Annotated in this window: 20 protein-coding genes and 1 riboswitch; of the genes, 16 read left to right on the top strand and 4 right to left on the bottom strand. The window is 74.1% G+C overall.

All coding sequences use genetic code 11. The annotated features are described in order from the left end of the window. The 4 genes from Q0994_RS33375 to Q0994_RS33360 all read left to right on the top strand — a co-directional run. A partial coding sequence (locus Q0994_RS33375; RefSeq protein WP_299542387.1) for a peptidase C14 occupies positions 1 to 1,617 on the top strand: 1,617 nt, incomplete at its 5' end. After that, complete coding sequence (locus Q0994_RS33370; protein ID WP_299542385.1) at positions 1,614 to 2,549, top strand: GNAT family N-acetyltransferase; 936 nt, start codon at positions 1,614 to 1,616, stop codon at positions 2,547 to 2,549. The genes Q0994_RS33375 and Q0994_RS33370, both read left to right, overlap by 4 nt. A 254-nt stretch (positions 2,550 to 2,803) precedes the next feature. Further along, positions 2,804 to 4,219, top strand: a complete 1,416-nt coding sequence (locus Q0994_RS33365; RefSeq protein ID WP_299542383.1) for a uracil-xanthine permease family protein — start codon at positions 2,804 to 2,806, stop codon at positions 4,217 to 4,219. Positions 4,220 to 4,373: 154 nt separating this feature from the next. Then, complete coding sequence (locus Q0994_RS33360; protein ID WP_299542381.1) at positions 4,374 to 5,465, top strand: DNA glycosylase AlkZ-like family protein; 1,092 nt, start codon at positions 4,374 to 4,376, stop codon at positions 5,463 to 5,465. A 73-nt stretch (positions 5,466 to 5,538) separates the two neighbouring features. Here the strand turns inward: Q0994_RS33360 and Q0994_RS33355 are convergent, their stop codons facing one another. Next, on the bottom strand, positions 5,539 to 6,768 hold the full coding sequence (locus Q0994_RS33355; RefSeq protein WP_299542379.1) for an MFS transporter: 1,230 nt from the start codon (positions 6,766 to 6,768) through the stop codon (positions 5,539 to 5,541). A 175-nt stretch (positions 6,769 to 6,943) separates the two neighbouring features. Here Q0994_RS33355 and Q0994_RS33350 point away from each other — a divergent pair, with 175 nt between their 5' ends. The 11 genes from Q0994_RS33350 (at position 6,944) to Q0994_RS33300 (ending at position 17,324) form a co-directional block, all read left to right on the top strand. Continuing rightward, on the top strand, positions 6,944 to 8,176 hold the full coding sequence (locus Q0994_RS33350; RefSeq protein ID WP_299542377.1) for an ROK family transcriptional regulator: 1,233 nt from the start codon (positions 6,944 to 6,946) through the stop codon (positions 8,174 to 8,176). A 131-nt stretch (positions 8,177 to 8,307) separates the two neighbouring features. Then, positions 8,308 to 8,438, top strand: a riboswitch (FMN riboswitch). A gap of 179 nt (positions 8,439 to 8,617) precedes the next feature. After that, on the top strand, positions 8,618 to 9,712 hold the full coding sequence (gene ribD, locus Q0994_RS33345; RefSeq protein WP_299542375.1) for a bifunctional diaminohydroxyphosphoribosylaminopyrimidine deaminase/5-amino-6-(5-phosphoribosylamino)uracil reductase RibD: 1,095 nt from the start codon (positions 8,618 to 8,620) through the stop codon (positions 9,710 to 9,712). Continuing rightward, the gene (locus Q0994_RS33340) at positions 9,713 to 10,327 is read left to right on the top strand and encodes a riboflavin synthase (protein WP_299542373.1); all 615 of its coding nucleotides are present in this window, start codon (positions 9,713 to 9,715) and stop codon (positions 10,325 to 10,327) included. 68 nt (positions 10,328 to 10,395) lie between these two features. After that, a complete protein-coding gene (locus Q0994_RS33335) occupies positions 10,396 to 10,971 on the top strand; it encodes a nicotinamide mononucleotide transporter family protein (protein WP_299542389.1) in 576 nt (191 codons plus the stop codon). Then, positions 10,968 to 12,251: a bifunctional 3,4-dihydroxy-2-butanone-4-phosphate synthase/GTP cyclohydrolase II gene (locus tag Q0994_RS33330; RefSeq protein WP_299542370.1), complete on the top strand. Its 1,284-nt coding sequence runs from the start codon at positions 10,968 to 10,970 to the stop codon at positions 12,249 to 12,251. Before Q0994_RS33335 ends, Q0994_RS33330 begins: the two co-directional genes overlap by 4 nt. Before the next feature lie 60 nt (positions 12,252 to 12,311). Next, the gene (gene ribH, locus Q0994_RS33325; RefSeq protein WP_299542368.1) at positions 12,312 to 12,797 is read left to right on the top strand and encodes a 6,7-dimethyl-8-ribityllumazine synthase; all 486 of its coding nucleotides are present in this window, start codon (positions 12,312 to 12,314) and stop codon (positions 12,795 to 12,797) included. Between the two features lie 34 nt (positions 12,798 to 12,831). Next, positions 12,832 to 13,104, top strand: coding sequence for a phosphoribosyl-ATP diphosphatase (locus tag Q0994_RS33320; RefSeq protein ID WP_299542366.1), 273 nt, complete (start codon positions 12,832 to 12,834; stop codon positions 13,102 to 13,104). Positions 13,105 to 13,216: 112 nt separating this feature from the next. Continuing rightward, positions 13,217 to 14,065, top strand: a complete 849-nt coding sequence (gene hisG / locus Q0994_RS33315) for an ATP phosphoribosyltransferase (RefSeq protein WP_299542364.1) — start codon at positions 13,217 to 13,219, stop codon at positions 14,063 to 14,065. A gap of 44 nt (positions 14,066 to 14,109) precedes the next feature. After that, positions 14,110 to 14,613 carry a PH domain-containing protein gene (locus tag Q0994_RS33310; protein WP_299542362.1) on the top strand — a complete coding sequence of 168 codons (504 nt, stop codon included), beginning with the start codon at positions 14,110 to 14,112 and terminating at the stop codon, positions 14,611 to 14,613. A gap of 183 nt (positions 14,614 to 14,796) precedes the next feature. Further along, a complete protein-coding gene (locus tag Q0994_RS33305) occupies positions 14,797 to 16,200 on the top strand; it encodes a hemolysin family protein (protein WP_299542360.1) in 1,404 nt (467 codons plus the stop codon). Continuing rightward, entirely contained in the window at positions 16,197 to 17,324 is a 1,128-nt protein-coding gene (locus tag Q0994_RS33300) for a hemolysin family protein (RefSeq protein ID WP_299542358.1), read from the top strand. The genes Q0994_RS33305 and Q0994_RS33300 overlap by 4 nt, the downstream gene beginning before the upstream one ends. A gap of 148 nt (positions 17,325 to 17,472) precedes the next feature. On the opposite strand, the gene Q0994_RS33295 is transcribed toward Q0994_RS33300, so the two are convergent. Next, on the bottom strand, positions 17,473 to 19,368 hold the full coding sequence (locus Q0994_RS33295) for an AAA family ATPase (protein ID WP_299542355.1): 1,896 nt from the start codon (positions 19,366 to 19,368) through the stop codon (positions 17,473 to 17,475). A 372-nt stretch (positions 19,369 to 19,740) separates the two neighbouring features. Then, on the bottom strand, positions 19,741 to 20,394 hold the full coding sequence (locus tag Q0994_RS33290) for a uridine kinase (RefSeq protein ID WP_299542353.1): 654 nt from the start codon (positions 20,392 to 20,394) through the stop codon (positions 19,741 to 19,743). 244 nt (positions 20,395 to 20,638) lie between these two features. On the opposite strand from Q0994_RS33290, the gene Q0994_RS33285 reads away from it, so the two are divergent. Next, positions 20,639 to 21,991, top strand: coding sequence for a peptidase C39 family protein (locus tag Q0994_RS33285; RefSeq protein ID WP_299542351.1), 1,353 nt, complete (start codon positions 20,639 to 20,641; stop codon positions 21,989 to 21,991). An 86-nt stretch (positions 21,992 to 22,077) separates the two neighbouring features. Here Q0994_RS33285 and metF read toward each other — a convergent pair whose 3' ends face one another. After that, positions 22,078 to 23,001 carry a methylenetetrahydrofolate reductase [NAD(P)H] gene (gene metF / locus Q0994_RS33280; RefSeq protein ID WP_299542349.1) on the bottom strand — a complete coding sequence of 308 codons (924 nt, stop codon included), beginning with the start codon at positions 22,999 to 23,001 and terminating at the stop codon, positions 22,078 to 22,080. Positions 23,002 to 23,230: the final 229 nt, after the last annotated feature.

Raw genomic sequence — 23,230 nt, 5'->3', positions numbered from 1 at the left:
ACCACCGGCATCGAACCCAACACCCACGACAACCCCTTCGGCGCCGTCCTCGCCTTCACCGGCACCCCCACCGACACGACCGTGCGGTACGCGCTGCCGGAGACGGTGATCGAGCTGACCGACGCCTTCCCGGTGCCGGACGCGGGGAAGTTCGAGGTCGGCCAGTGGTGGGCGGTGCAGGTCGCGCCCGTCGAGGGGGGCGGACGCGACGAGCGGGAACTGCAGAAGATGGTCGAGATCACCGAGATCATCGACGCCCGCCACGTCCGGATCGGCTACCTCAACGGCTGGGAGCTCGCCGCCGGGCGCGAACTGACCTGGCGCCGGGTCGAACCCGTACGCGACGCCTGCGTCCGCAACATGGTCTTCGAGGGGGCGGGCACCGACGAGTACACCGGCTCGCACCCGGTCAGTTACGAGTACGCGGTCGACTGCGACGTTTCCGGCATCCACGCCACCGGCGCGTTCTGGCCCGTCATCATGCGCCGCTGGTGCACCCGCTTCCGGACCGAGCAGTGCTCGCTGAAGAACCCGCCGACCGTCGACTACGGCGGGGCCGGCTACCTCACCCAGCAGATCTACTGCCTCTACGGGCACATCGAGGACTGCACCACCAGCAACGTCCGCCACCTCAACGACCTGACCGCCTCCGCCTACTGCACCGTCGTGAACTGCCACGGCGACGGCGACGACGCGGGCGGCAACCCCTTCACCACCCACGGCCAGTACGAGCACGACCTGCTGTTCGACGGGAACTCCGGGCTGATGGACATCGCCAACTCCGGTGCGCAGTGGGGCATGTCGGCCAAGCGGATCACCGTCCGCAGACACGTCTGCTCGTGGTTCACCGCCAACACCAGGATCACCGACCTGACGCTCGAAGACGTCACCGTCATCGCCCGCCCGACCTTCGACCGGGAGGGCACCCTCACCGTCAACGCCGACGGCGCCCAACTGCGGGGCTGCACCGCGAAGACCTTCGCCGTCGCCCAGCGTTCCGCCCGGTCCCGCCGCCCCACGGTGATCAGCGACTGCTCGTTCGCACCCCCGGCCGGAGGGGTCCTCGTCCAGACCCCGGTGACGGCCCCCGTCCACTTCGTGCGCTGCACCTTCGACGGCGCGGACGGGCTGATCCTGCGGGGCTCAGGCCCGGTGCGCCTCACCGACTGCACCGTCACCGGTCCGGCCGGCGGCGCCCGCCCGTTCTCGGTGGGCGCCGCGGACCTGCGGATCGAAGGAGGCAGCTACCGGGACACCGGATTCGAAGCTTCCGCGGTGCGCGACCAGTCGGTCTTTGTCACCGGAGGAACCCGTTTCGACGGCACCAACACGGCCGCGGCGTTCCTCGGGCGGGCCACCGGCCCGGGGACGGTCACCTGGGACCTGTCCGCCGTCGTCAGCACCACCGGCGACCCGGACACCGCCCACGTCCGGCTCACCGACGGCGTCAACCACTACAGCGCCACCGGCTGCCGGTTCACCGGCGGCGTCCTCCACCTCGCGCCACCGGCCCTCGCCTCCGCCCTGCACACCGGCTGCGTCGAACGCTCCACCCGGCGCGCCGCCCTGCCCGAGGACGGTGCCACCGCGCTGACCAGCGGAAACCTGGCGCTGTGAGCCCCGCCCGCACACGAGAGAGCACACCGGCCGACGCCCCGGCCCTGGCGGCACTCTGGGCGGAGTGCTTCGACGCCCCGCAGATCGCCGCGCTGCACGCCCTCGACCCGGACCGGCACCGCCGCACCTTCGTCGCGGAGGGGGAGGCCGGCGCCCTCGACGCCGTCGTGGTCTGGGTCCCGCGGACCGTCCGCGACGCCCACGGTGTCCCCGAGCGGGTCGGCGGCGTCGGCAGCGTCGCCACCCGCCCGTCGGCGCGGGGCCGGGGCCTGGTGCGCCGGCTGCTCGCCGACGCCGAGCGTTCGATGACCGCCGAGCGGTGCGCCTGGTCCCTCCTGTTCACGGACACTCCGGGCGTCTACCGGGGTTCGGGCTGGCGGGAGTTCCCCCGCCTCTCCTTCGAGGGCCCGATCGCCGTAGCCGGGACCGCGCCCGGCCCGTGTCCCGTACGCCCCGCCACCCCCGCCGACGCCGAGGCGGTGCGCGCCCTGCACACGGCGTACAACGCGGACCGCCCGCTGACCACCGTGCGGAGCGCCGCCGACTGGGCCCTCCGCGTTCCGGTCTGGTACGGGGCGCCGGGGACGGCGCTGATCGCCGAGGACCCCGCGACGGGCGAGGCCGTCGGCTGGCTGGTCGCGGAGTACGGCGGCGAGCGGGCGGAGGTCCGCGAGTTCGCGGGCCGGGAGGCCTGCCTGCCCGCTCTGTTCGCCGCCGTGGCCGCCGGGGCGCGGGCGGCGGGGCTGCGCCGGGCCGGGGTGCACCTGCCGGACGGCGCGGGGCTCCGGACGGCGCTGCCCGCACTCCTCGCCGAAGCGGCCCCGGTCGAGGACCGCACCGGGATGGCCCGCCCGATGCTCGCCCCGGCCGCCGCCGTGCGGGCCGTCCTCACCGCCCCCGGCGCGGTCCACTGGTACGGCGACAGCTTCTGAAACGGAACGTCGGCCGGCCTGGACCGGCGCTCGCGCGCCGGGCCCGCGCCGCGCCGTGTCCGCAGGCCCCGGCATTGATCATTTAGGAATGGCGGCCCGGCTCCGTCACTATGGTGGGCGGCCCGGACGGGCCCCGGCGGAAGCGGAATGCAGCCACGGGGTCGCGGTCGGGGTAGTCCGGCGGGCCGACGAGCCGGGCGTGTGGGTAACTGGGCTTCGCGACGACGGGGCCGGACGACAGCGGGAGCGTATGCATGCGGGGCTTCGGGTGGAAGCTGCACGGCGACGGCAAGCACCTGGGGCCGGGCGACATCGTCAAGCCCGACGAGCGGCTCACCTGGGGCCGCACGGCCGGGCTCGGCGCCCAGCACGTGGTGTCCATGATCGGCGCCTGCTTCGTCGCGCCGGTCCTCATGGGACTCGACCCCAGCCTCGCCCTGATGGCCTCGGGCGTCGCCACCGCGATCTTCCTGCTCTCCACGCGCGGACGGGTCCCCAGCTATCTCGGCTCCTCGCTCTCCTTCGTCGGGGTCTCGGCGGTCATCGCCGGACAGGGCGGCGACGCGGGCACCCTGACCGGAGCCATGCTGGTGGTCGGCGCGTGCCTCGCCGGCTGCGGCCTCGTGGTGCACATCGTCGGCGGCCGGATCATCCACGCGGTGCTGCCCCCGCCGGTCACCGGCGCCGTGGTGATGCTCATCGGCTTCAACCTGGCCCCGGTCACCGCCTCCACCTACTGGCCGCAGGACCAGTGGACGGCCCTGGCGACCATGCTCTTCACCGGCCTCGCCCTGGTGGTGCTGCGGGGCTTCTGGTCCCGCATCGCGATCTTCCTCGGGCTGGTCTTCGGGTACGCCCTGTCCTGGATCCTCGACCGCACCGCCGGCCGCATCCACTCCGCCGACGGCTCCGGAAAGGTCGTCGACCACTGGCGCATCGACTTCTCGGGCGTGGCGAACGCCGACTGGATCGGCGTGCCGAACTTCCACGCCCCGAACTTCAGCGGCTCCGCCATCCTGGTCGCCCTCCCGGTCCTGGTGGCGCTGATCGCCGAGAACGCCGGCCACGTCAAGGCGGTCGGCGAGATGACCGGCGACCCGCTGGACGACAAGATGGGCACCGCGCTGATGGCCGACGGCGGGGCGACGGTCCTGTCGACCGCGTTCGGCGGCCCGGCCACCACTACGTACGCGGAGAACATCGGCGTCATGGCGGCCACCCGCGTCTACTCCACGGCGGCCTACTGGGCGGCGGCCGGCTTCGCCGTCCTGTTCGGTCTCTGCCCGAAGTTCGGCGCGGTGGTCGCCGCGATCCCCGGCGGTGTGCTCGGCGGCATCACCGTCATCCTGTACGGCATGATCGGCCTGCTGGGCGCCCAGATCTGGGTCCGCAACAAGGTCGACTTCTCCCAGCCGCTCAACCTGGTCCCGGCGGCGGCGGGCGTGGTGATCGGCGTCGGCGGCGTCAGCCTGAAGTTCACCGACACCTTCGAACTGAGCGGCATCGCGCTCGGCACGCTGATCGTCCTCACCGGCTACCACGGCCTGCGCTGGCTCTCCACCGCCTCCCGCACCCCGCAGCCCCCGCTGCTGGACGGCGGGACCGCCGAGTACGACGCCCCGCCGAACCGGCCCCACGACAACCCGCCGGACCGGGCCGACGACGCCTGAGGAACCGTCCGGCCCGCCCCGGCTCCCGCGGACCCGCCCGGCTTCCCGGCGGGCCGGCGCGGCCGGTGGTAGGAAGTCCTCCGGGACGGTCGTGCGCGTACGAGGGGCCGCGAGGACCCCACGCGCGCGTCCGGCGGACCCGGCGGAGGCGGTCATGAACGGCACGGAACGGATTCGGGTCACCCGGGCGCAGGTCCTGGCCCACCGGGCGGCGGCGCACGGCCTGGACCGGTCCACCCCGGCGCCCGCCGTGCTCGCCCTCGGCGTCCAGGACACGCCCGCCGGGTCGGCGGCGCTCGCGCTCGCCGCCCGGGGCGCCTCGGCCGAGGGCCTGGAGCGGGTCTGGTCGTTCCGGGGCGCGCCCCATCTGCACCGGCGCGAGGACCTGGCCGCGCTCGCGACCGCGCTCTGGCCGGCCGACGACGCGGACGCCACGGCGCGCCTCAGCAGCACGGTGATCAAGGAGGGTGCCCGGCTCGGCGTGGAGGCGTTCCGCGCCGCCGCCCTGGCGTTGCGCACCGTGGTGACCGGGCCGACGCCCAAGGGCGTGGCCAGTGCCGGAGTGACCGCGCTGGTACCCCGCTCGCTCGCGTTCGACTGCGCCACCTGCGGCTCCCGGCACGTCTCCGGACTGCTCTTCCAGCAGGCGGGACTCTTCGGAGCGGTACGCGTCACCGCCGCGGGCGGCACCACCCTCGCGCCGCTGGACCCCGGCTTCCCGCTGCCGACCGCGGCCCACGGCACCGCGGACCTGGTCGAGGACCACCTCCGCTTCCTCGGTCCGGCGACCCCCGCCGGCATCGCGAAGTCCCTCGGGGTACGCACACCGGTCGTCGACGCTGCCCGGCCGGCGGACCTGACCGAGGTCGACGTGGACGGCACCACCGCTTGGGCGCGGACCGCCGACGTCGACGCGCTGCGGGCGGCACGCCCCTCCCGCGCCGCCGCGGACGTACGCCTGCTGCCGCCCGGCGACCCCTACCTCCAGGCCCGCGACCGGGAACTGCTGGTGCCGGACGCGGCCCGGCGCAAGGAGGTCTGGCGGGCCATCGGGAATCCGGGCGTGCTGCTGCTCGGTTCCGAGCCCGCCGGAACCTGGCGTGCGAAGGCCGCCGGCCGGCGGGTCGACCTCACCGTCACGCCCTTCGTCCCCCTCCCGGCCGCCGCCCGCAGGGCGCTGGAGGCCGAGGCGGACCTGGTGGCCCGCACCCGCGGGGCGTCCGAGGCGCGGCTGCTCCTGCCGTAGGGGCAGCCCGCCCCGGCCGCCGCCCTGCCCGCGCTTCCGCCACCGGCCTCCTGCCCGCACCGCCGGGCCCCCGTCAGCCCGCCGTCGCGTTCTTCGTCGCGGCCCCGGCCGTCGTGCCGCCCTGCGAGACCTTGCGGTCCGCGCCGCGCAGCACGCCCGCGCCCAGGACCAGACCGAAGGCCAGCACGGTGACCAGGCCGAAGGAGACCACCAGCGAGGTCGCCTCGGCCAGCGAACCTATCGCCGAGGGGGCGATCAGCCCGGAGGTGTACGTGATGGTGGCGACGCCGGCGATGGCCTGGCTCGGGTTCGGCCCGCTGCGCCCCGCGGCGGCGAAGGCCAGCGGGACCACCACGGCCACCCCGAGGCCCAGCAGCCCGAACCCGCACAGCACGGCCGCGGAGCCGGGGGCGAGGACGACCAGCAGGCCGCCCGCCGTCGCCAGCACCCCGCCGGTCCGTACGCTGCGGACCGCGCCGAACCGGTCGACGATCCGGTCGCCCGCGATCCGGGCCACCGCCATGGTCAGCGCGAACGCCGTGGTGGAGGCCGCCGCCAGACCGGCCGAGGTGCCGACGACGTCCCGCAGGTAGACCGCCGACCAGTCCAGGCTGGCACCCTCCGCGAAGACCGCGCAGAAGCCGATCGCGCCGATGACCAGCGCGGACCTCGGCGGCAGCGTGAAGCGCGGCGGCGGTTCCTCGTCCGGTTCGCTGCGCAGGTCCAGCACCCCCTGGCAGACGGCGAGCCCGATCACCGTGAGCACCAGGGCGGCGAGCGCGTGGTGCAGCCGGGCGTCGGCGCCGACATGGGCGGCGACGGTGCCCGCGGCGGAGCCGAGCAGCGCCCCCACGCTCCACATCCCGTGCAGCCCCGACATGATCGACCGGTCCAGCCGGTTCTCCACCTCGACGCCGAGGGCGTTCATCGCCACGTCGGACATGCCCGCCGACGCCCCGTAGACGAACAGTGCGAGGCAGAGGGCCGGCAGGTTGGGGGCGAGCGCCGGGAGGACCAGCGCGAGCGTCCACAGGGCCAGCAGGCCGCGCAGGGCGGTCCGGGCGCCGAACCGGTGGCTGATCCGGCCCGCCAGCGGCATCGCGAGCGAGGCGCCGATCGCCGGGAACGCGAGGGCGAGCCCGAGCTGACCCGCGCCGATGCCGGTGTGGTCCTGGATCCAGGGCACGCGGGTGGCGAAGCTGCCGGTGACGGCGCCGTGCACGGTGAAGACGGCGGCCACCGCGTAGCGGGCGCGTCTCACCTGCGCGTTGCCGAAAGCCGGAGCCGTCGATTCCGTAGTCATACCGCCGTGTCCTTCCGGGACCTCGGGCCCGCCGGGCGATCCCGGCACGCGTGTCGCACGATGCGGCCGTAAACTATCAGGAACCCTGCCTGATAAATAGAGGGCCCCCGAGGTGCCGGGGCGGGGGAGGCGGGGCGCGGCCGGGGGAGCGCGCCCGATCTGGAAGGATCCCGGCATGCCCGCTTCACCGAGCACCGCCCGGGCCATCAACGACCGGCTCGCCCTGCGCCATCTCCAGCAGGACGGTCCGCTGACGGCCACCCAGCTCAAGACGCTCACCGGGCTCTCCCGCCCCACCGTCGCCGACCTCGTCGAACGGCTCCAGGACGCCGGGCTGATCCGTGTCGTCGGCGAGTCCGGCGCCCAACGCCGGGGCCCGAACGCCCGGTTGTACGGGATCGTCGCCGACCGGGCCCAGCTCGCCGGCCTCGACGTGCGCACCGGCGGCGTGTCCGTGGTCGTCGCCGACCTGCTGGGCGAGACGCTGGCCGAGGCCACGGTGCCGATCGAGGACGGCACGCCGACGGGCCCCGCGGTGGAACGGGCCGTGGCGCTGCTGGAGCACACCGCGCGCCGGGCCGGCGCCGCGCCCCTGCACAGCGTCGGCGTCGGAGCGCCCGGCCTCATCGACCCCGCCACCGGCGAACTGCGGGACAGCACGGGGCTGCCCGCCTGGCACCGCGCCCTGGTCGCCGAACTCCAGCGCCGGCTGCCCGCCACCGTGCTGGTGGGCAACGAGACCAACCTCGCCGCCGTCGCCGAACACCGGGCCGGGGCGGCGCGGGACCGGGACACCTTCGTGCTGTTCTGGCTCGGCCACTCGGTCGGTGCGGCACTGATGCTCGACGGCAGGCTGCGCCGGGGCGCTTCGGGCGGGGCCGGGGAGATCGGCTTCATGCCCGTACCGGGCACCTCGGGACCGCCCTCCGCCGTCAACTGCGACGGCGGGTTCCACTCGTTGGTGGGTTCCGGGGCGGTCCTCGCCCTGGCCCGCGCACACGGCGCGCCCGGCACCGACGGCCAGTCGGCCGGTGCCGGGCAGCCGGGCGCCGGCGGGCGGCCGGGCGGTGGCGAGCAAGGGCCCGCCGCCGCCGAGCGGGTGCGCGCCGCCCTGGCCGGGGGAGCGGACGGCGAGCCGTTCCTGCACGCGCTCGCCGACCGGATCGCCCTCGGGGCCGCCGCCGTGGTCACCGTCCTCGATCCGGGATGCCTGGTGCTGGCGGGCGAGATCGGCCACGCGGGCGGCGCGGTGCTCGCGGACCTGGTCGAGGAGCGCCTCGCCCGGATGACCCCGCTGCGCACCGAGGTCAGGGCCGGCGCCCTCGGCGGCGCCGCCGTGCTGCGCGGCGCACTGCTGTCCGCCCGCGAGGCGGCCCAGGACGCGCTGTTCGCCCCGCCCTCGCCGTGAGGAAGTCCCGGTACCTCCCCGGCACCCGCTCCCGCTCACCGTCAGCACCCGTGAGCGCACTGTGAGGGACCGCACAGAAGTCCCCCTGCTGGCCCACGATCATCCGTGGCACACTGTTGGGGTACCAGCAGCAGCGCACTCCGGGGTCGGTGTAATTCCGAACCGGCGGTTATAGTCCGCGACCCGTCCGCATCCAGCGGGCGGTTGACCAGGTGAGATTCCTGGACCGACGGTGAAAGTCCGGATGGGAGGCAGTGCGCGGCGGGCCGTATCGGGTATGCCGCCGCAGGCGGACGCGGGACACCGGGACACGTTTCCGGATCCGGGCGTCCGTGTGCGCGAGGGGTTTCGCACCCCGGGCGTGCACCCCGTTGCGTTTCCGCTTCCTCTGTCCTCGTCGACAGGCCCCGGAGTCCGTGCCCGAAGAGGCAGGAGGACCCGGTGGACACCGCGGCCGACATCACCGCCATGCGCAGGGCCGTCCGGCTCGCCGCGCGCGGACTCGGCTCCACCAGCCCCAACCCGGTCGTCGGCTGCGTCGTCACCGACGCCGCCGGACAGCCGGTGGGGGAGGGCTTCCACCAGCGGGCCGGCGGCCCGCACGCCGAGGTCCACGCCCTGCGCGAGGCCGACGACCGCGCCCGCGGCGGCACCGCCTACGTCACCCTGGAACCCTGCAACCACACCGGTCGCACCGGCCCCTGCGCCCTGGCGCTGATCGAGGCGGGGGTGGCCCGCGTCGAGTACGCCGTCGGCGACCCGGACCCGCGGGCCACCGGCGGCGCAGCCACCCTGCGGGCCGCCGGGATCCGCACCCGGCAGGGGCTCCTCGCCGACGAGGCCGAGGCCGTCAATGCCGCCTGGCTCACCTCCGTACGCCTCGGACGCCCCTACGTCCGCTGGAAGTACGCCGCCACCCTCGACGGCCGGGTCGCCGCCGCCGACGCCACCAGCCGCTGGATCACCTCGCCCGAGTCCCGCGCCGACGTGCACCGCCTGCGGGCCGAGGCCGACGCCGTCCTGGTCGGCTCCGGAACCGCCCGCGCCGACGACCCGCAGCTCGGCGTCCGGGGCGTCGAAGGCGCCACCCAGCCGCTACGCGTCGTCGTCGACACCGAGGCCGCGGCCGTCCGCCCCGGCGCCCGGGTCCTCGACGACACCGCGCCGACCCTGGTCGCGGTCGCCGAGGACGCCGACATCGCCCACCTGCCCGCCGGCGCCGTCCTGCGGCTGCCCCGCGCGGCCGGCGGCGCCGGACTCGACATCACCGCCCTGCTCGCGGCCCTGCACGCCCGCTCCGTCCGCTCGGTCCTCCTCGAAGGCGGACCGACGCTGGCCGGCGCGTTCGTCGCCGCGGGAGCCGTCGACTCCGTCGTCGGCTACCTCGCCCCCGTACTGCTCGGCGCGGGCCCCACCGCCCTCGCCGACGCCGGAATCACCACCATCTCCGAGGCGTTGCGCCTCGATGTGACGGAGACCGTGCGCATCGGACCCGATCTGCGCGTCACCGCCGTCCCCGCTCGGAAGGGAAACTGAGTGTTCACCGGAATTGTCGAAGAACTGGGTGAGGTCACCGCCGTCGAGGAGCTCGACGACGCCTCCCGCTTCCGGCTGCGCGGCCCCGTGGTCACCGAGGGCGCCAAGCACGGCGACTCGATCGCCGTCAACGGCGTCTGTCTGACCGTCGTGGAGCTCGGCGAACACGAGTTCACCGCCGACGTGATGGCCGAGACGCTCCACCGCTCCAGCCTCGGCGCCCTGACCACCGGCTCCCGGGTCAACCTCGAACGCCCGATGGCGCTCGGCGGCAGGCTCGGCGGCCACCTGGTGCAGGGACACGTCGACGGCACCGGCCGGATCCTGGCGCGCACCCCCTCCGAGCACTGGGAGATCGTCAGGATCGGGCTCCCGGACGGACTCTCCCGCTACGTCGTGGAGAAGGGCTCCATCACCGTCGACGGCGTCAGCCTCACCGTGGTCGACGCCGGGGACGACTTCTTCACCATCAGCCTCATCCCCACCACGCTCGCCCTCACCACGCTCGGCATCAAGCAGGTGGGCGACCCGGTCAACCTCGAAGTGGACGTGCTCGCCAAGTACGTCGAGCGCCTGCTCGGCGACCGCGACGGATCAGGGAAGGACGCACGGTGAACACCGTCACCGACTGGCTCAACTCCGAAGCCTTCGCGATCTTCGGCCAGCACATCAAGTGGGCCGACATGATAGGCAACACCGTCGGCCTGATCGCCCTCGCCCTCGGCTGGCGCCGCTCCCTGTGGACCTGGCCGGCCCAACTTCTCTCCGGCGTCATCCTGCTGGTCGCCTTCGCATCCGCCCATCTCTCCGGCAGCGCGGGCAAGCAACTGGTCGTCATCGTCGTCGCGGTCTGGGGCTGGTACGCCTGGCAGCGCGGCAAGCGCGACGCCCAGGACGGCTCCCTCGCCGTCCGGTTCGCCACCTGGCGCGAACGCGGCTTCCTGGTCGGCGCCGCCGCGCTCGGCACTCTCGCCGTCGGCGGCCTGTTCACCGCCTTCCCCGAACTCTCCTGGGACCCGTGGCCGGACGCGTACATCTTCGTCGGCACCGTCGTCGCGATGTACGCCCAGGCGCGCGGCATGGTCGAGTTCTGGTTCGCCTGGCTCCTCGTCGACCTGGTCGGCGTCCCCCTCAACTTCGCGAACGGCTTCGCCTTCTCCGGCTTCGTCTACGTCCTCTACGGCGCGCTCGTCCTGTGGGGCATGCGCGACTGGTGGCTGCGGACCCGGAACCCCTCCCTGGAAGGAGCCACGGCATGACTGTCCAGCCCGTGTGGCCCGACGACGGCCTCGACCTGTCCCTCGACCCCGTCGAGCAGGCGATCGCCGACATCGCCGCCGGCCGGCCCGTCGTGGTCGTCGACGACGAGGACCGCGAGAACGAGGGCGACCTCGTCATCGCCGCCGAGAAGGCCACCCCCGAGATCATCGCGTTCATGATGAGCGAGTGCCGCGGCCTGATCTGCGCCCCCATGGAGGGCGACGAACTCGACCGGCTCGCCCTGCCGCAGATGGTGGACGACAACACCGAGTCGATGAAGACCGCCTTCACCGTCTCCGTCGACGGCTCCGGCGCGCACGGCGTCACCACCGGCATCTCCGCCGCCGACCGTGCCACCACCCTGCGGCTGCTGGCCGGCGGCGCCGCCGGGCCCGCCGACTTCGTCCGCCCCGGACACGTCTTCCCGCTGAGGGCCCGCCCCGGCGGCGTCCTCGCCCGCGACGGCCACACCGAGGCCGCCGTCGACCTTGCCCGGCTCGCCGGACTGCGGCCCGCCGGAGCGATCGTCGAGATCGCCGGCGAGGACGGCGTCATGCTGCGCCTGCCCGAACTGGTGCCGTTCGCCCGCAAGCACGGACTGACGATCATCTCCATCGCGGACCTGATCGCCTACCGCCGCTCCTCGGCCCCCACCGTCCGCCGCGAGGCCGTCGTCCGACTGCCCACGTCCTTCGGCGACTTCACCGCCTACGGCTACCGCTCCACCGTGGACGGCGTCGAACACGTGGCCCTCGTGCACGGCGACGTCGGCGACGGCGAGGACGTCCTCGTACGCGTGCACTCCGAATGCCTCACCGGCGACATCTTCCAGTCCCAGCGCTGCGACTGCGGCCCCCAGCTCCGCGCCTCGATGGAACGGATCACCGAGCGCGGCCGCGGCGTCGTCGTCTACCTCCGCGGCCACGAGGGACGCGGCATCGGCCTCGTCTCCAAGCTGCGCGCGTACGAACTCCAGGAACGCGGCTCCGACACCCTCGACGCCAACCTGGAACTCGGCCTGCCCGCCGACGCCCGCGACTACGCGGCCGGCGCCCAGATCCTCGAGGACCTCGGCGTCCGCAGCCTGCGGCTGATGACCAACAACCCCGACAAGACCGCCGCCGTCCTGCGGCACGGACTCGCCGTCACCGGACGGGAGCCGATGCCCGTGCAGGCCGGCGAGCACAACCTCCGGTACCTGCGCACCAAGCGCGACCGGATGGGCCACGACCTTCCGTGGCTCGACGGGGTACCCGCCCCGACCTGCGGCAACCAGTGACCGGGGCCGGAAGACCCGGCGACCGGATCCCCACCAACAGACCAGAGCGGTAGGAGAGACATGAGCGGCAAGGGCGCACCCGAACTGTCCGTACGCAACTGCGGGGACCTCCGCGTGGCGGTCGTCGCCGCGCAGTGGCACGAGCGGGTCATGGACGGCCTGGTCGAGGGAGCCCTGCGCGCCCTCGGCGAGCTGGGGATCAGCGAGCCGACGCTGCTGCGCGTCCCCGGCAGCTTCGAACTCCCGGTGGTGGCCAAGGTCCTCGCCGGACGCGGATACGACGCGATCGTCGCCCTCGGCGTGATCGTCCGCGGCGGCACCCCGCACTTCGAGTACGTCTCCCAGGGCGTCACCCTGGGCCTCACCCAGGTCACCGTGGACACGGGTGTGCCCGTCGGCTTCGGCGTCCTCACCTGCGACACCGAGGAGCAGGCCCTCGACCGCGCCGGACTGGAGGGCTCCACCGAGGACAAGGGCCACGAAGCGGTCACCGCCGCCGTCGCCACCGCGGCCACCCTGCGGACCGTCAGCGAGCCCTGGCGCTGAACCGGGCCCCGGGACCCCGTATTCTGAGGGCATCATGGCCAACAAAACCTTCGAAGAGCTCTTCGCCGAGCTGACGCGCAAGGCCGCCGACGGCGACCCCACCACCTCCCGCACCGCCGAACTGGTTGGCAAGGGGGTCCATGCCATCGGCAAGAAGGTCGTCGAGGAGGCCGCCGAAGTCTGGATGGCCGCCGAGTACGAGGGCAAGGAAGCCGCCGCCGAGGAGATCTCGCAGCTGCTGTACCACGTCCAGGTGATGATGGTCGCCCGCGGGATCTCCCTCGACGACGTCTACGCCCACCTCTGAGCGCACCCGGCCGGGCGCCCCGCGCGCCCGGCGGGCCCGCGCCGCGTCCCGTACGCGCGCACCCCGCACCACACGCCCGCACGTTCCTCCCGCACGAAGGAAGACCGACCTCATGCTGCGCATCGCCATTCCCAACAAGGGTTCCCTCTCCGGACCGGCGATGGCGATGCTCCATGAGGCCGGCTACCAGCAGCGCAAGGAGTCGAAGGAACTCGTCCTCGTCGACCCCGTCAACGAGGTGGAGTTCTTCTACCTGCGGCCCCGCGACATCGCGATCTACGTCAGCTCCGGCCGCCTGGACATCGGCATCACCGGGCGCGACCTGCTGCTGGACTCCGGCGCCGACGCCGAGGAGATCCTCCAGCTCGGCTTCGCCCGCTCCACCTTCCGGTACGCCACGAAGCCCGGCACGGCCGCCGGCCCGCAGGACTTCGACGGCATGACGATCGCCACCTCCTACGAGGGCATCGTCGCCAAGCACCTGGCCGACGCCGGCGTCACCGCCTCCGTCGTCCACCTCGACGGTGCCGTGGAGACCGCCATCGAACTCGGCGTCGCCCAGGTCATCGCCGACGTCGTCGAGACCGGCACCAGCCTGCGCAACGCCGGACTCGAGGTGATCGGCGAGCCGATCATGAAGTCCGAGGCCGTCGTCGTCCGCCGCACCGGAGCCCCGCAGGACGACCCCAAGGTCCAGCAGTTCCTGCGCCGCCTCCAGGGCGTCCTGGTCGCCCGGACCTACGTGATGATGGACTACGACTGCCGCGTGGAGCACCTGGAGCGCGCCGTCGCCCTCACCCCCGGCCTGGAGTCCCCGACCGTCTCCCCGCTGCACCACGAGGGCTGGGTCGCCGTCCGCTCCATGGTCGCCTCCCGCGAGGCCCAGCGGATCATGGACGACCTCTACGACCTCGGCGCCCGCGCCATCCTCACCACGGCCATCCACGCCTGCCGCCTCTGACCCGAGGCAGTACGCGCCCCAGCACCCCGGAGACGAGAAGAGCGATGTCCGCCACAGCGCCGAGGACCCAGCCGCCCGCCCTGCCGGTCACCTTCCGGCCGACCCTGACCCGGGTGGTGCTGCTCACCGTCGGACTGGCGATGTTCGCCGTCATCACCGTCGTCGCGCTGATGCTGGAGAAGATGAGCGCGGGGGAGCGCATCAGCTTCGTCTTCGTCGCCGCGCTCTTCTTCGGGGTACTGGCCCTGCTCAGCAGGCCCAAGGTCGTCGCCGACGACACCGGGGTCACCGTGGTCAACATCACCCGCACGCGCCGGCTGGCCTGGGCGGAGATCCTCCGCGTCAACCTGAGGGCGGGCGACCCCTGGGTCTTCCTCGACCTCAGCGACGGCACCAGCATGCCCGCGCTGGGCATCCAGCCGGGCGTGGCCAAGCAGCAGGCGGTCCGTGACGCCCGCGCGCTGCGGCAGCTCGCGGAGGCCCACGGCACCGGCGCGGGCGCCGGCCCGGACGCCGTCGCCGACACCGGTGACCACCGCAACGGCTGAGCCCCCTGCCCGAGAGGGCGCCTTCTTGACTACTCTGGTGGGCGGCGGCGCCGAGTGCGCCCCGCCCCGCCCGAGCGGCCCACAGGCCGGCGGGGCTTTCCTGCGACCCAAGGAGTGACTCCCTCCAGCAATGGACGGATCGTCCGGTAGTACCTGCGCCGCCCCTCCCCCGGAGGCGGCGGCATGATCACCCCCCTGCTGCTCCTCGGAGCGGCTTTCCTGCTCATCCTCGCCAACGGATTCTTCGTGGCGGCCGAATTCGGACTCGTCACGGTGGAACGCCCGGACGCCGAACGCGCCGCCGCCGAGGGCGACCGACGGGCCCGTACCGTCGTCGAGTCCCTGCGCGAGCTCTCGTTCCAGCTCTCCGGCACCCAGCTCGGCATCACCATCACCTCGCTGGTCGTCGGCATGCTCGCCGAGCCCGCCCTCGCCCAGCTCCTGCGCGGCCCCCTCACCGCCACCGGACTGCCCGCGGGCGCCGTCCCGGGCGTCAGCGTCGTCATCGGCATGCTGCTCGCGGCGGCCGTGCAGATGGTCCTCGGCGAGCTCGTGCCGAAGAACTGGGCGGTCTCCAAACCGCTCCAGGTCGCCCGGTTCGTCGCCGGACCCCAGCACCGCTTCGCCACCGTCCTGCGGCCGGTGATCACGGTGCTGAACTCGCTGGCCAACCGGCTGGTGAGGCTCCTCGGCGTGGAACCCGCCGACGAACTGGCCTCCGCGCGCACCCCCGGCGAGCTGGTCTCGCTGGCCCGGCACTCCGCCGAGGCCGGCACCCTCGAACAGGACACCGCGGACCTGTTCGTCCGCACCCTGTCGCTCGGCGGCCTCACCGCCCAGCACGTGATGACCCCCCGGGTCAGGGTCAGCGCCCTCCAGTCGTCCGCGACCGCGGCCGACGTCCTCAACCTGACCCGCGCCACCGGCCTCTCGCGCTTCCCGGTCTACCGGGAGCGCATCGACGAGATCGTCGGCATGGTCCACCTCAAGGACGCCCTCGCCGTCCCCGCCGCCGACCGGGCCCGCACCCCGGTGCCCCGGATCACGGTCCCGCCGCTGCTGGTCCCGGAGTCGCTGCCGGTCGGGCCGCTGCTGCGGCGCCTGCGCACCGAGCAGCCGATCGCGGTCGTCGTCGACGAGTACGGCGGCACCGCCGGCGTCGTCACGCTGGAGGACATCGTGGAGGAACTCGTCGGCGAGGTCCGCGACGAGCACGACGCGGTCGGCGCCGACCGGCCCGAACTGGTGGTCGTGCCCGGCGAGGACGGCCGTCCCGCCTGGGACGCCGACGGCAGCTGCCGGGTCGACACCCTGCGCCGGACGACCGGCCTCGACGTGCCCGACGGGCCGTACGAGACCGTCGCCGGACTGGTGGCCGACCTGCTCGGCCGCATCCCCGCCCCCGGTGACCGGGCCGAACTGCCCGGCTGGCGCGTCCAGGTCCGCCAGGTCGGCCACTACCGCGCCGAACAGGTCCGGTTCGTCCGCACCGCCCCCGCCCCGGCCGGTACGCGCCCCCGCCGGGGCCCGGCCCGCCCGGACGAGCGTCCCGCGGACTCCCGCACGCTGCTGGAGGCCGCGCGATGAGCCTCGTCCAACTGGTCTTCGCCGGACTCCTCGTCCTCGCGAACGGCTTCTTCGTCGGCGCGGAGTTCGCCCTGGTCTCGGTCCGCCGCAGCCAGATCGAACCCCTCGCCGCACAAGGCTCGGCCCGTGCCCGCCGGGTGATGTACGGACTGGAACACCTGCCGCGCATGATGGCGGCTGCCCAGTTCGGCATCACCGTCTGCTCGCTCACCCTGGGCGCGGTCGCCGAACCGACCGTCGCCCACCTCCTCGAACCCGTCTTCCACCTGGCGCACCTGCCGGAACCGCTGGTGCACCCGCTCGGCTACGTCCTGGCCCTGGTCTCCGTGGTGGTGCTCCACCTCGTCATCGGCGAGATGGTGCCGAAGAACCTGGCGATGGCCGCGCCCGAGAAGACGGCGCTCTGGCTCGCCCCCGCGCTGGTCGGTTTCGCCCGGCTCTGCGGGCCGGTGACCTCCGCGCTGGGCGCCTGCGCCCGGGTGGTGCTGCGGCTCTTCCACGTCGAACCCAGGGACGAGGTGGAGGCCGTCTTCACCAGCGAGCAGCTCAACCGGCTGGTGGAGGACTCCGGCCAGGCCGGACTCCTGGAGCCGGAGGCCCAGGAACGCCTGGAGGACGCCCTGGAGCTCGGCAGCCGTCCCGTCACGGACGTGCTCCTGGACCACGGTTCGCTGGTGACGGTCGATCCGTCCGTCACCGCGCGCCGGGTCGAGGAACTCACGGTGCGGACCGGCTTCTCGCGCTTCCCGGTCCGTGCCGAGCACGGCGGCCCGTTCATGGGCTACCTGCACGTCAAGGACGTCCTGGAGGTGGAGGACGGCGAACGCGCCGTCCCGCAGCAGCTCTGGCGCCCGATGGCGACCGTCCGGGCCGAGCTCCCGCTGGACGACGCCCTGACCGTGATGCGCCGCGCCGCGACGCACCTCGCGCAGGTCGCCGACTCCTCCGGGCAGGTGCTCGGCCTGGTCACCATGGAGGACGTGCTGGAGACCCTGGTCGGCGAGGTCCGCGACCCGTCCCACCGGATCTCCGTCCCCCGCCGCACCGTCGAGGTCCCGCTGTCGTCCGCGGGCGCTCCGCGGGCGGCCGAGGCGCCGAAGAAGGCGATGGCCGACCTCGGCTGACCCGGCCCGGCCCGTACGCCGGACGTTCCGTACCGGGGCGTCCGGCGTACGTCTCTCCCCGGCGCGCCCCGCGGAGCACGTGCACGTGCCTTGCGGCGGCGGCTCGGCCGGGGCGGAGTCGTCGCGTCCCTCCGGTCGCCCCGCGCCCTCACGCGCCCGGCGCCTCCGTGGGTCCCCGGTCCACCGGCCCCCGGCCGGACAGCACTTCGCCGTACGCCTGCATCAGGTCGGGCAGCCGCAGGGTCGCCAGCTCCTCGCGGGTCGGGGTGGCGGTGTAGCCGGAGAGCCGCAGGTCGCGGTAGGCGCAGCTCTTCTCGTACAGCGTGCGCAGGAAGCGGCCGTTGCCGAGCTCGTCGATCCAGCCCTGCTCGACGACGTGACCGCTGATCGACCCCAGCTCCTCCAGCGCCTCCTCGTCCCATGCGTCGCCGTTCTCCGCCGCCAGCACCTCCCCGATCGCCGCCAGTTCCGACGGGCGGTAACTGGGGAAGTCGACCCGGCCGGTGAACCGGGAGGAGAGACCGGGGTTGGTGGCCAGCAGCCGGTCCATGCCCTCCGGATAGCCGGCCAGGATGACCACCAGGTGGTCCCGGTTGTCCTCCGCCCGCTTCAGCAACACCTGCAGCGCCTCGTCGCCGTACGCGTCGCCCTTGCTGTAACCGGAGTTGGCGAGGCTGTACGCCTCGTCCACGAACAGCACCCCGCCGAGCGCCGAATCGATCAGATCGTTGGCCTTCACCGCCGTCTGCCCGAGGAACTCGCCCACCAGGTCGCTGCGTTGGGCCTCCACCAGATGATCGCCGCCGAGCAGCCCGAGGGCGTAGAAGACCCGGCCGAGGATCCGCGCCACCGTCGTCTTCCCGGTGCCGGACGGCCCGGAGAAGACGAAGTGCCGCTTCGGCGGCTGCACCGGCAACCCCTGCCCGGCCCGCAGCCTGGCCATGTTCAGCTGCGCGGTGAGCGCCTTCACCTGGCGCTTCACCGGCTCCAGGCCCACCATCCGCTCCAGCTCGGCCAGCGCCTCGGCCAGCAGCTCCGGATCGCTGGGACCCGCCGGGAAGGCCGGCGGTCCGGATCGCCCGGACCGGGGCCGTGGCACCTCGGCGGAGACCGGACCGCCGCCCGGAAGGCCTGGCGCGTCGGCGCCCGGCCACGGATCGGGGCCCTCCGGCAGGTCGGCGCCCAGCACCACGTCGGCCTCCGGACGGGGACCGACGCCCGCGCGGTCCGCCCCGAACCCCGTCAGCGCCACCATGGCCAGATCGGCCGACTCGTCGAACCCGTCGTGCTCGGTGATCGCCGCGAGCCGGGCCGCGGTGTCCATGAACGCCGCGTCGACCCGGTGCACCGCCCGGTACAGCGGCAGGGCGGCGGCGCTGCGGCCGGTGCCCTCGTGGGCACGCGCCAGCCAGTAACGCAGCTCCTTGCGCTGCGGCTGCTCGCTGCGACAGCGCATCAGCGCCGCGGACAGCAACGGCTCCGCCTGCCCGTACATCTCCAGTCGCACCCGGGCCATCCCGCCGAACAGCCGCGCCTCTATGCCCAGCAGCGGATCGTCCACCAGCCGTTCGGTGTGCCGGACCAACCGCTCCCAGTCCTTGACGAGGTAGGACCGGCAGGCGTGCAGGAAGCGCACCTGCGGGTCCGCGTCGACCGGCGGCAGCCCGGCCAGCGCCCGGTCCAGCTCGGGGACGTGCCGTCCGTCGAGCCAGTGCGACGCGTGCGCCAGCAGCAGGTCCCGCTGGCTCTCCAGCACCGGCTGCACCCACCAGCCGAGCCAGTACCAGGAGTTGAGGGTGCGGCGGTGGCGGGTCCGCTGCTCCCCGAACCGGTCGCGGTGCCGGTACATGCGCAGCAGCGCCGTCGAGGTGTCGATCCGCAGTGCGTGCAGGCCGAGCCAGGCGTCGGCCATGCCCGGATCGATCCGCACCGCCGCCCGGAACTCGTCCTCGGCCTGCGGATAGGCGCCCACGGTGTAGGCGTCCACCCCCCGCAGCCAGGCGAGTTCGGCGGGACCCTGCGGGCCCTGTGCTCCGATGTCCATCAGGTCCCCCACACGCGCGTGCCCCAAGGATGTCCCCGCCCGCACAGCATGCCCACCTCGGAGCGTGGAATCACCGTGCCGGAGGGGGGAATTGATCGCACCGACAGGCATCGTACCTGCGCAAAGAGCGGTGGGCGAAGGACGCGGCGCCGGCCGTCGGGAAGGTCACCGAGGGTGAGTCGAAGGTGCCGCGCGCATGTGCCGGAGGGTGGTGCGGGCAGGGTCCGGACAGAGCGGAGCCCCCGATCACGGGGGAACAATCGGGGGCTCCGCGTCCAAGGGGCTCCGAAAAGCCGCACATTCAGAACGTAAGACCTGCGCCGTCACCCGGTCAAGCCGACCGGAGGGACCGCCATGGACGCCGCCTCCCGGTCAGCGCGTCACTGACGCTCCGTCACCGTGGGCCTGCGCAGGGCTGACCGGTCCTCCGGATCCCGGACACCCGTGCGACGCGGAGCCGGGCCCCGGGGACAACGCGTACCCCACCGGCAACTGCCGTACCAGGGTTCCGGCGTGAGGACGCGAGGGGTCCGCGGCGAAGTGGCGGTCCTCCGCCAGGGTCCAGCCGTCCCAGAAGGCCGAGAGGCCCGGCCCGTCGCGCCGCCGCCCCCGCTCCCGGGAGAGGGACCGGTCCAGATCCATCCACCACAGCGCGGCCAGCGAGGGCCGCAGGGCCCGGCGGCCGGCCCCCACCCCCTCGACCAGCACCACCGGCGCCGGCTCCAGCACCCGCACCGGCCCGAACCCGCGCTCCACCCAGTCGTACGGCGCGTACCGCGCGGCCTCGCCCCGCGACAGCGGCTCCAGCACCTGCGCGCGCAGCCGGTCCGTCCAGCCGAAGAGCTCCTCGTGGGTGGCGAGGTCGTCCAGCCGCAGCACCGGCGCGCCGCCCAGCGCGACCGCCAGCCGGGTCGCCAGCGTGCTCTTCCCGGAACCCGCGTGACCGTCGACGGCGACCAGCCGCACCGGACCGATCGAAGGGGGCAGTGCGCGCAGGTCGGCGGCGGGTCCGGCGAGGTCGTCCATGGTTCCAGCGTACGGCGGGGCCGGTGGACCGGGACCGCCCGCCCCGCAGGTCACGCCAGTGGTCCAGACCCATATTGGTGCCACGGCACACCCCGAATCGGTGGCCCGGCCGGGCCGGGACCCGGCATAGTGGCCCCACCGCCCGTCGCGGGGCGGCCCCGCACCCCGTCACCCGCCGGGCAGCACCGGCGGAGGGGGCCGGCCGGCCCGCGGCGCCAACGCACACGACACGGGGGTTCCGTCCATGACCGGACCGACGTCACGCCGCACCGTTCTCGCCGCCCTCGCGGCCGTCGCCGCGGCCACCGCGGCGGCCCCCGCCGCCGCGGCCGCCCGCCCGGCGGTCTCCCGGCCCACCGCACCGGAACCGACCGTGGACAACCGCTTCTGGCACACCCTCACCGACTGGCACGCCGGGTCCGCCGCCGGCACCCGCGCCGTGGCCGGCCGCCGGCCCGGACTGGTGATCGCCGCGCCGGCCGGCCGCAGCGACTACACCGACCCGCACACCGGCACCACCGCGACGTGGGAGTACGCGACCTGGACCTCCCCGGTCCACCGTTCCTCCGTGCCCGCCACCGAGGTGATCGCCTCCTGGAACGCGGCCACCCCCGCCGGGACGTGGATCAGGATCGAACTCCGGGGCCGGTACTCCGACGGCACGGACACGCCCTGGTACACGATGGGCAACTGGGCCGCGGGCGACGGCGACATCCTCCGCACCTCCGTGGACGACCAGACCGACGGCCGCTCCACCGTCTGGACCGACACCTTCTCGGTCGACGACGCCGCGAGCGGACTGCGCCTGGTCTCCTACCGGCTGCGCCTGACGCTGTTCCGGAAGCCGGGGACCGGCCTGACGCCCACCGTGCACCGGATCGGCGCGATGGCCTCCGACGTCCCCGACCGCTTCACCGTCCCGGCCAGCACGCCGGCCCTCGCCCGCGAACTGCCGGTGCCGCGGTACTCGCAGAACGTCCACGCGGGGGAGTACCCCGAGTACGACAACGGCGGCGAGGCGTGGTGCAGCCCCACCTCCTCGCAGATGATCATCGAGTACTGGGGACGCCGCCCCACCGCCGAGGACCTCGCCTGGATCCGCCCCGGCCTCGCCGACCCCCAGGTGATCCACGCCGCGCGGTACACCTTCGACCACCAGTACGAGGGCTGCGGCAACTGGCCCTTCAACGCCGCCTACGCCGCGACCTACCCCGGCCTCTGCGCCGCCGTCACCCGCCTCGCCTCCCTGCGCGACGTGGAACGCCTCGTCGGCGCCGGAATCCCCGTTATCACCTCGCAGTCCTTCCTGAAGGAAGAACTCACCGGCGCCGGCTACGGCACCTCCGGCCACCTGATGACCGTCATCGGCTTCACCCCCGACGGCGACGTCATCGCCAACGACCCGGCCTCCCCGGACAACGACGCGGTGCGGCGGGTCTACAAGCGCTCCGAGTGGGAACAGATCTGGCTGCGGACCAGGAGGTACGACGCGAACGGCAAGGTCAGAAGCGGTACGGGCGGGGTCTGCTACATCTACTGGCCGGCCGACCCGTCACCGGCCCGGCGCCGGGTGCTCCGATCCCTCGGCCTGGTGTGACCGGGGGCGGGTGACGCCGGGGCCGGTGGCCCGTCGGACGCGGGGCGGGTCCGGGCGGCCGGACCCGGAGCCCGGACCCGGTGCGCTCAGGAGCCCGGTGCGGTGGGCAGGCTGAGCCGGCGATGGATGTCCAGGGCGGCCGTGGAGCGGTTGAGGGTGATGTAGTGCAACCCCGGCGCCCCCGCGTCCAGCAGAGTCTGCGCGAGGTCGGTGGCGTGTTCCACGCCCACGCGGTGCGCCAGAGCGGGATCGTGCCGGGCCGCGTCCAGTCGGGCGGCGAGGTCGTCGGGGAACGTGGCGTCGCTGAGTTCGGCGAACCGGCGGATCTGCCGCACGTCGGTGGCGGGCATGATCCCGGGGATCACCGGGGTGTCGCAGCCGACGGCCCGAAGCCGGTCGCGCAGCCGCAGATAGTCCTCCGCGCTGAAGAACATCTGGGTGACGGCGTAGTCGGCACCGGCCCGGCATTTCGCGGCGAGGTGCCGGATGTCGTCGTCCCAGTCGGCGGAGCGGGGGTGGCGTTCCGGGAAGGCCGCCACCCCCACGGAGAAGTCGCCGCAGGAACGGACCAGCCGCACCAGGTCGGCGGCGTGCCGGAGTCCCCGCGGGTGCGGCGTCCAGATCCCGCGGGGGTCGCCGGGCGGGTCCCCGCGCAGGGCGAGGATGTCCCGGATGCCCGCGTCGGCGTAACCGCCGATGATCTGGCGGAGTTCGGCGACGGAGTGGCCGACGGCGGTGAGGTGGGCGACCGGCCGCAGTGTGGTCTCCTCCGCGATGCGCCGGGTGAGGTCGACGGTGCGGGCGCGCGAGGAGCCGCCCGCGCCGTAGGTGACCGAGACGAAGGCGGGATGCACCGCCTCGACGCGACGCACGGTCTCCCACAGGAGGCGCTCGCCCTTCTCCGTGCGGGGCGGGAAGAACTCGAAGGAGTACGAGCGCACCCCCGACGCCAGGATCCGGGCGACGGACGGACGGACCGCGGGCGCCCCGACGGCGGGCGGGGCCGTCATCGCGGCCCCCCTGCCGCCGGTTCCCTCTGGCCGGGGCCGTGGGCGGCGATCAAGGAGTCCCGCCGGGGGTCCGGATGCGGCTGGCACACCTGCGGTCCGACGCCGCACAGGGTGGCGCGGGCGAGGTGACCGGTGTCGGCGGTCGGCATGTCACAGGCCCGCGGCGGTGCGGAGGGCGTCGGTGCGGTCGGTGCGTTCCCAGGTGAAGTCGGGGAGTTCGCGGCCGAAG

The sequence above is a fragment of the uncultured Streptomyces sp. genome (genome assembly GCF_947488945.1).
GTDB lineage: Bacteria > Actinomycetota > Actinomycetes > Streptomycetales > Streptomycetaceae > Streptomyces.
This window is presented reverse-complemented; position numbering and strand designations above follow the sequence as displayed.

What these genes read in the sequence shown, in the direction of transcription:
- ribH (WP_299542368.1), top strand. Translation starts at nt 12,312, where the DNA reads ATGAGCGGCAAGGGCGCACCCGAACTGTCCGTACGCAACTGCGGGGAC.
- Q0994_RS33360 (WP_299542381.1), top strand. Translation starts at nt 4,374, where the DNA reads ATGAACGGCACGGAACGGATTCGGGTCACCCGGGCGCAGGTCCTGGCC.
- Q0994_RS33300 (WP_299542358.1), top strand. Translation starts at nt 16,197, where the DNA reads ATGAGCCTCGTCCAACTGGTCTTCGCCGGACTCCTCGTCCTCGCGAAC.
- Q0994_RS33365 (WP_299542383.1), top strand. Translation starts at nt 2,804, where the DNA reads ATGCGGGGCTTCGGGTGGAAGCTGCACGGCGACGGCAAGCACCTGGGG.
- Q0994_RS33295 (WP_299542355.1), bottom strand. Translation starts at nt 19,368, where the DNA reads ATGGACATCGGAGCACAGGGCCCGCAGGGTCCCGCCGAACTCGCCTGG.
- Q0994_RS33350 (WP_299542377.1), top strand. Translation starts at nt 6,944, where the DNA reads ATGCCCGCTTCACCGAGCACCGCCCGGGCCATCAACGACCGGCTCGCC.
- Q0994_RS33285 (WP_299542351.1), top strand. Translation starts at nt 20,639, where the DNA reads ATGACCGGACCGACGTCACGCCGCACCGTTCTCGCCGCCCTCGCGGCC.
- Q0994_RS33305 (WP_299542360.1), top strand. Translation starts at nt 14,797, where the DNA reads ATGATCACCCCCCTGCTGCTCCTCGGAGCGGCTTTCCTGCTCATCCTC.
- metF (WP_299542349.1), bottom strand. Translation starts at nt 23,001, where the DNA reads ATGACGGCCCCGCCCGCCGTCGGGGCGCCCGCGGTCCGTCCGTCCGTC.
- Q0994_RS33290 (WP_299542353.1), bottom strand. Translation starts at nt 20,394, where the DNA reads ATGGACGACCTCGCCGGACCCGCCGCCGACCTGCGCGCACTGCCCCCT.
- Q0994_RS33310 (WP_299542362.1), top strand. Translation starts at nt 14,110, where the DNA reads ATGTCCGCCACAGCGCCGAGGACCCAGCCGCCCGCCCTGCCGGTCACC.
- Q0994_RS33330 (WP_299542370.1), top strand. Translation starts at nt 10,968, where the DNA reads ATGACTGTCCAGCCCGTGTGGCCCGACGACGGCCTCGACCTGTCCCTC.
- Q0994_RS33320 (WP_299542366.1), top strand. Translation starts at nt 12,832, where the DNA reads ATGGCCAACAAAACCTTCGAAGAGCTCTTCGCCGAGCTGACGCGCAAG.
- Q0994_RS33355 (WP_299542379.1), bottom strand. Translation starts at nt 6,768, where the DNA reads ATGACTACGGAATCGACGGCTCCGGCTTTCGGCAACGCGCAGGTGAGA.
- hisG (WP_299542364.1), top strand. Translation starts at nt 13,217, where the DNA reads ATGCTGCGCATCGCCATTCCCAACAAGGGTTCCCTCTCCGGACCGGCG.
- Q0994_RS33335 (WP_299542389.1), top strand. Translation starts at nt 10,396, where the DNA reads ATGATAGGCAACACCGTCGGCCTGATCGCCCTCGCCCTCGGCTGGCGC.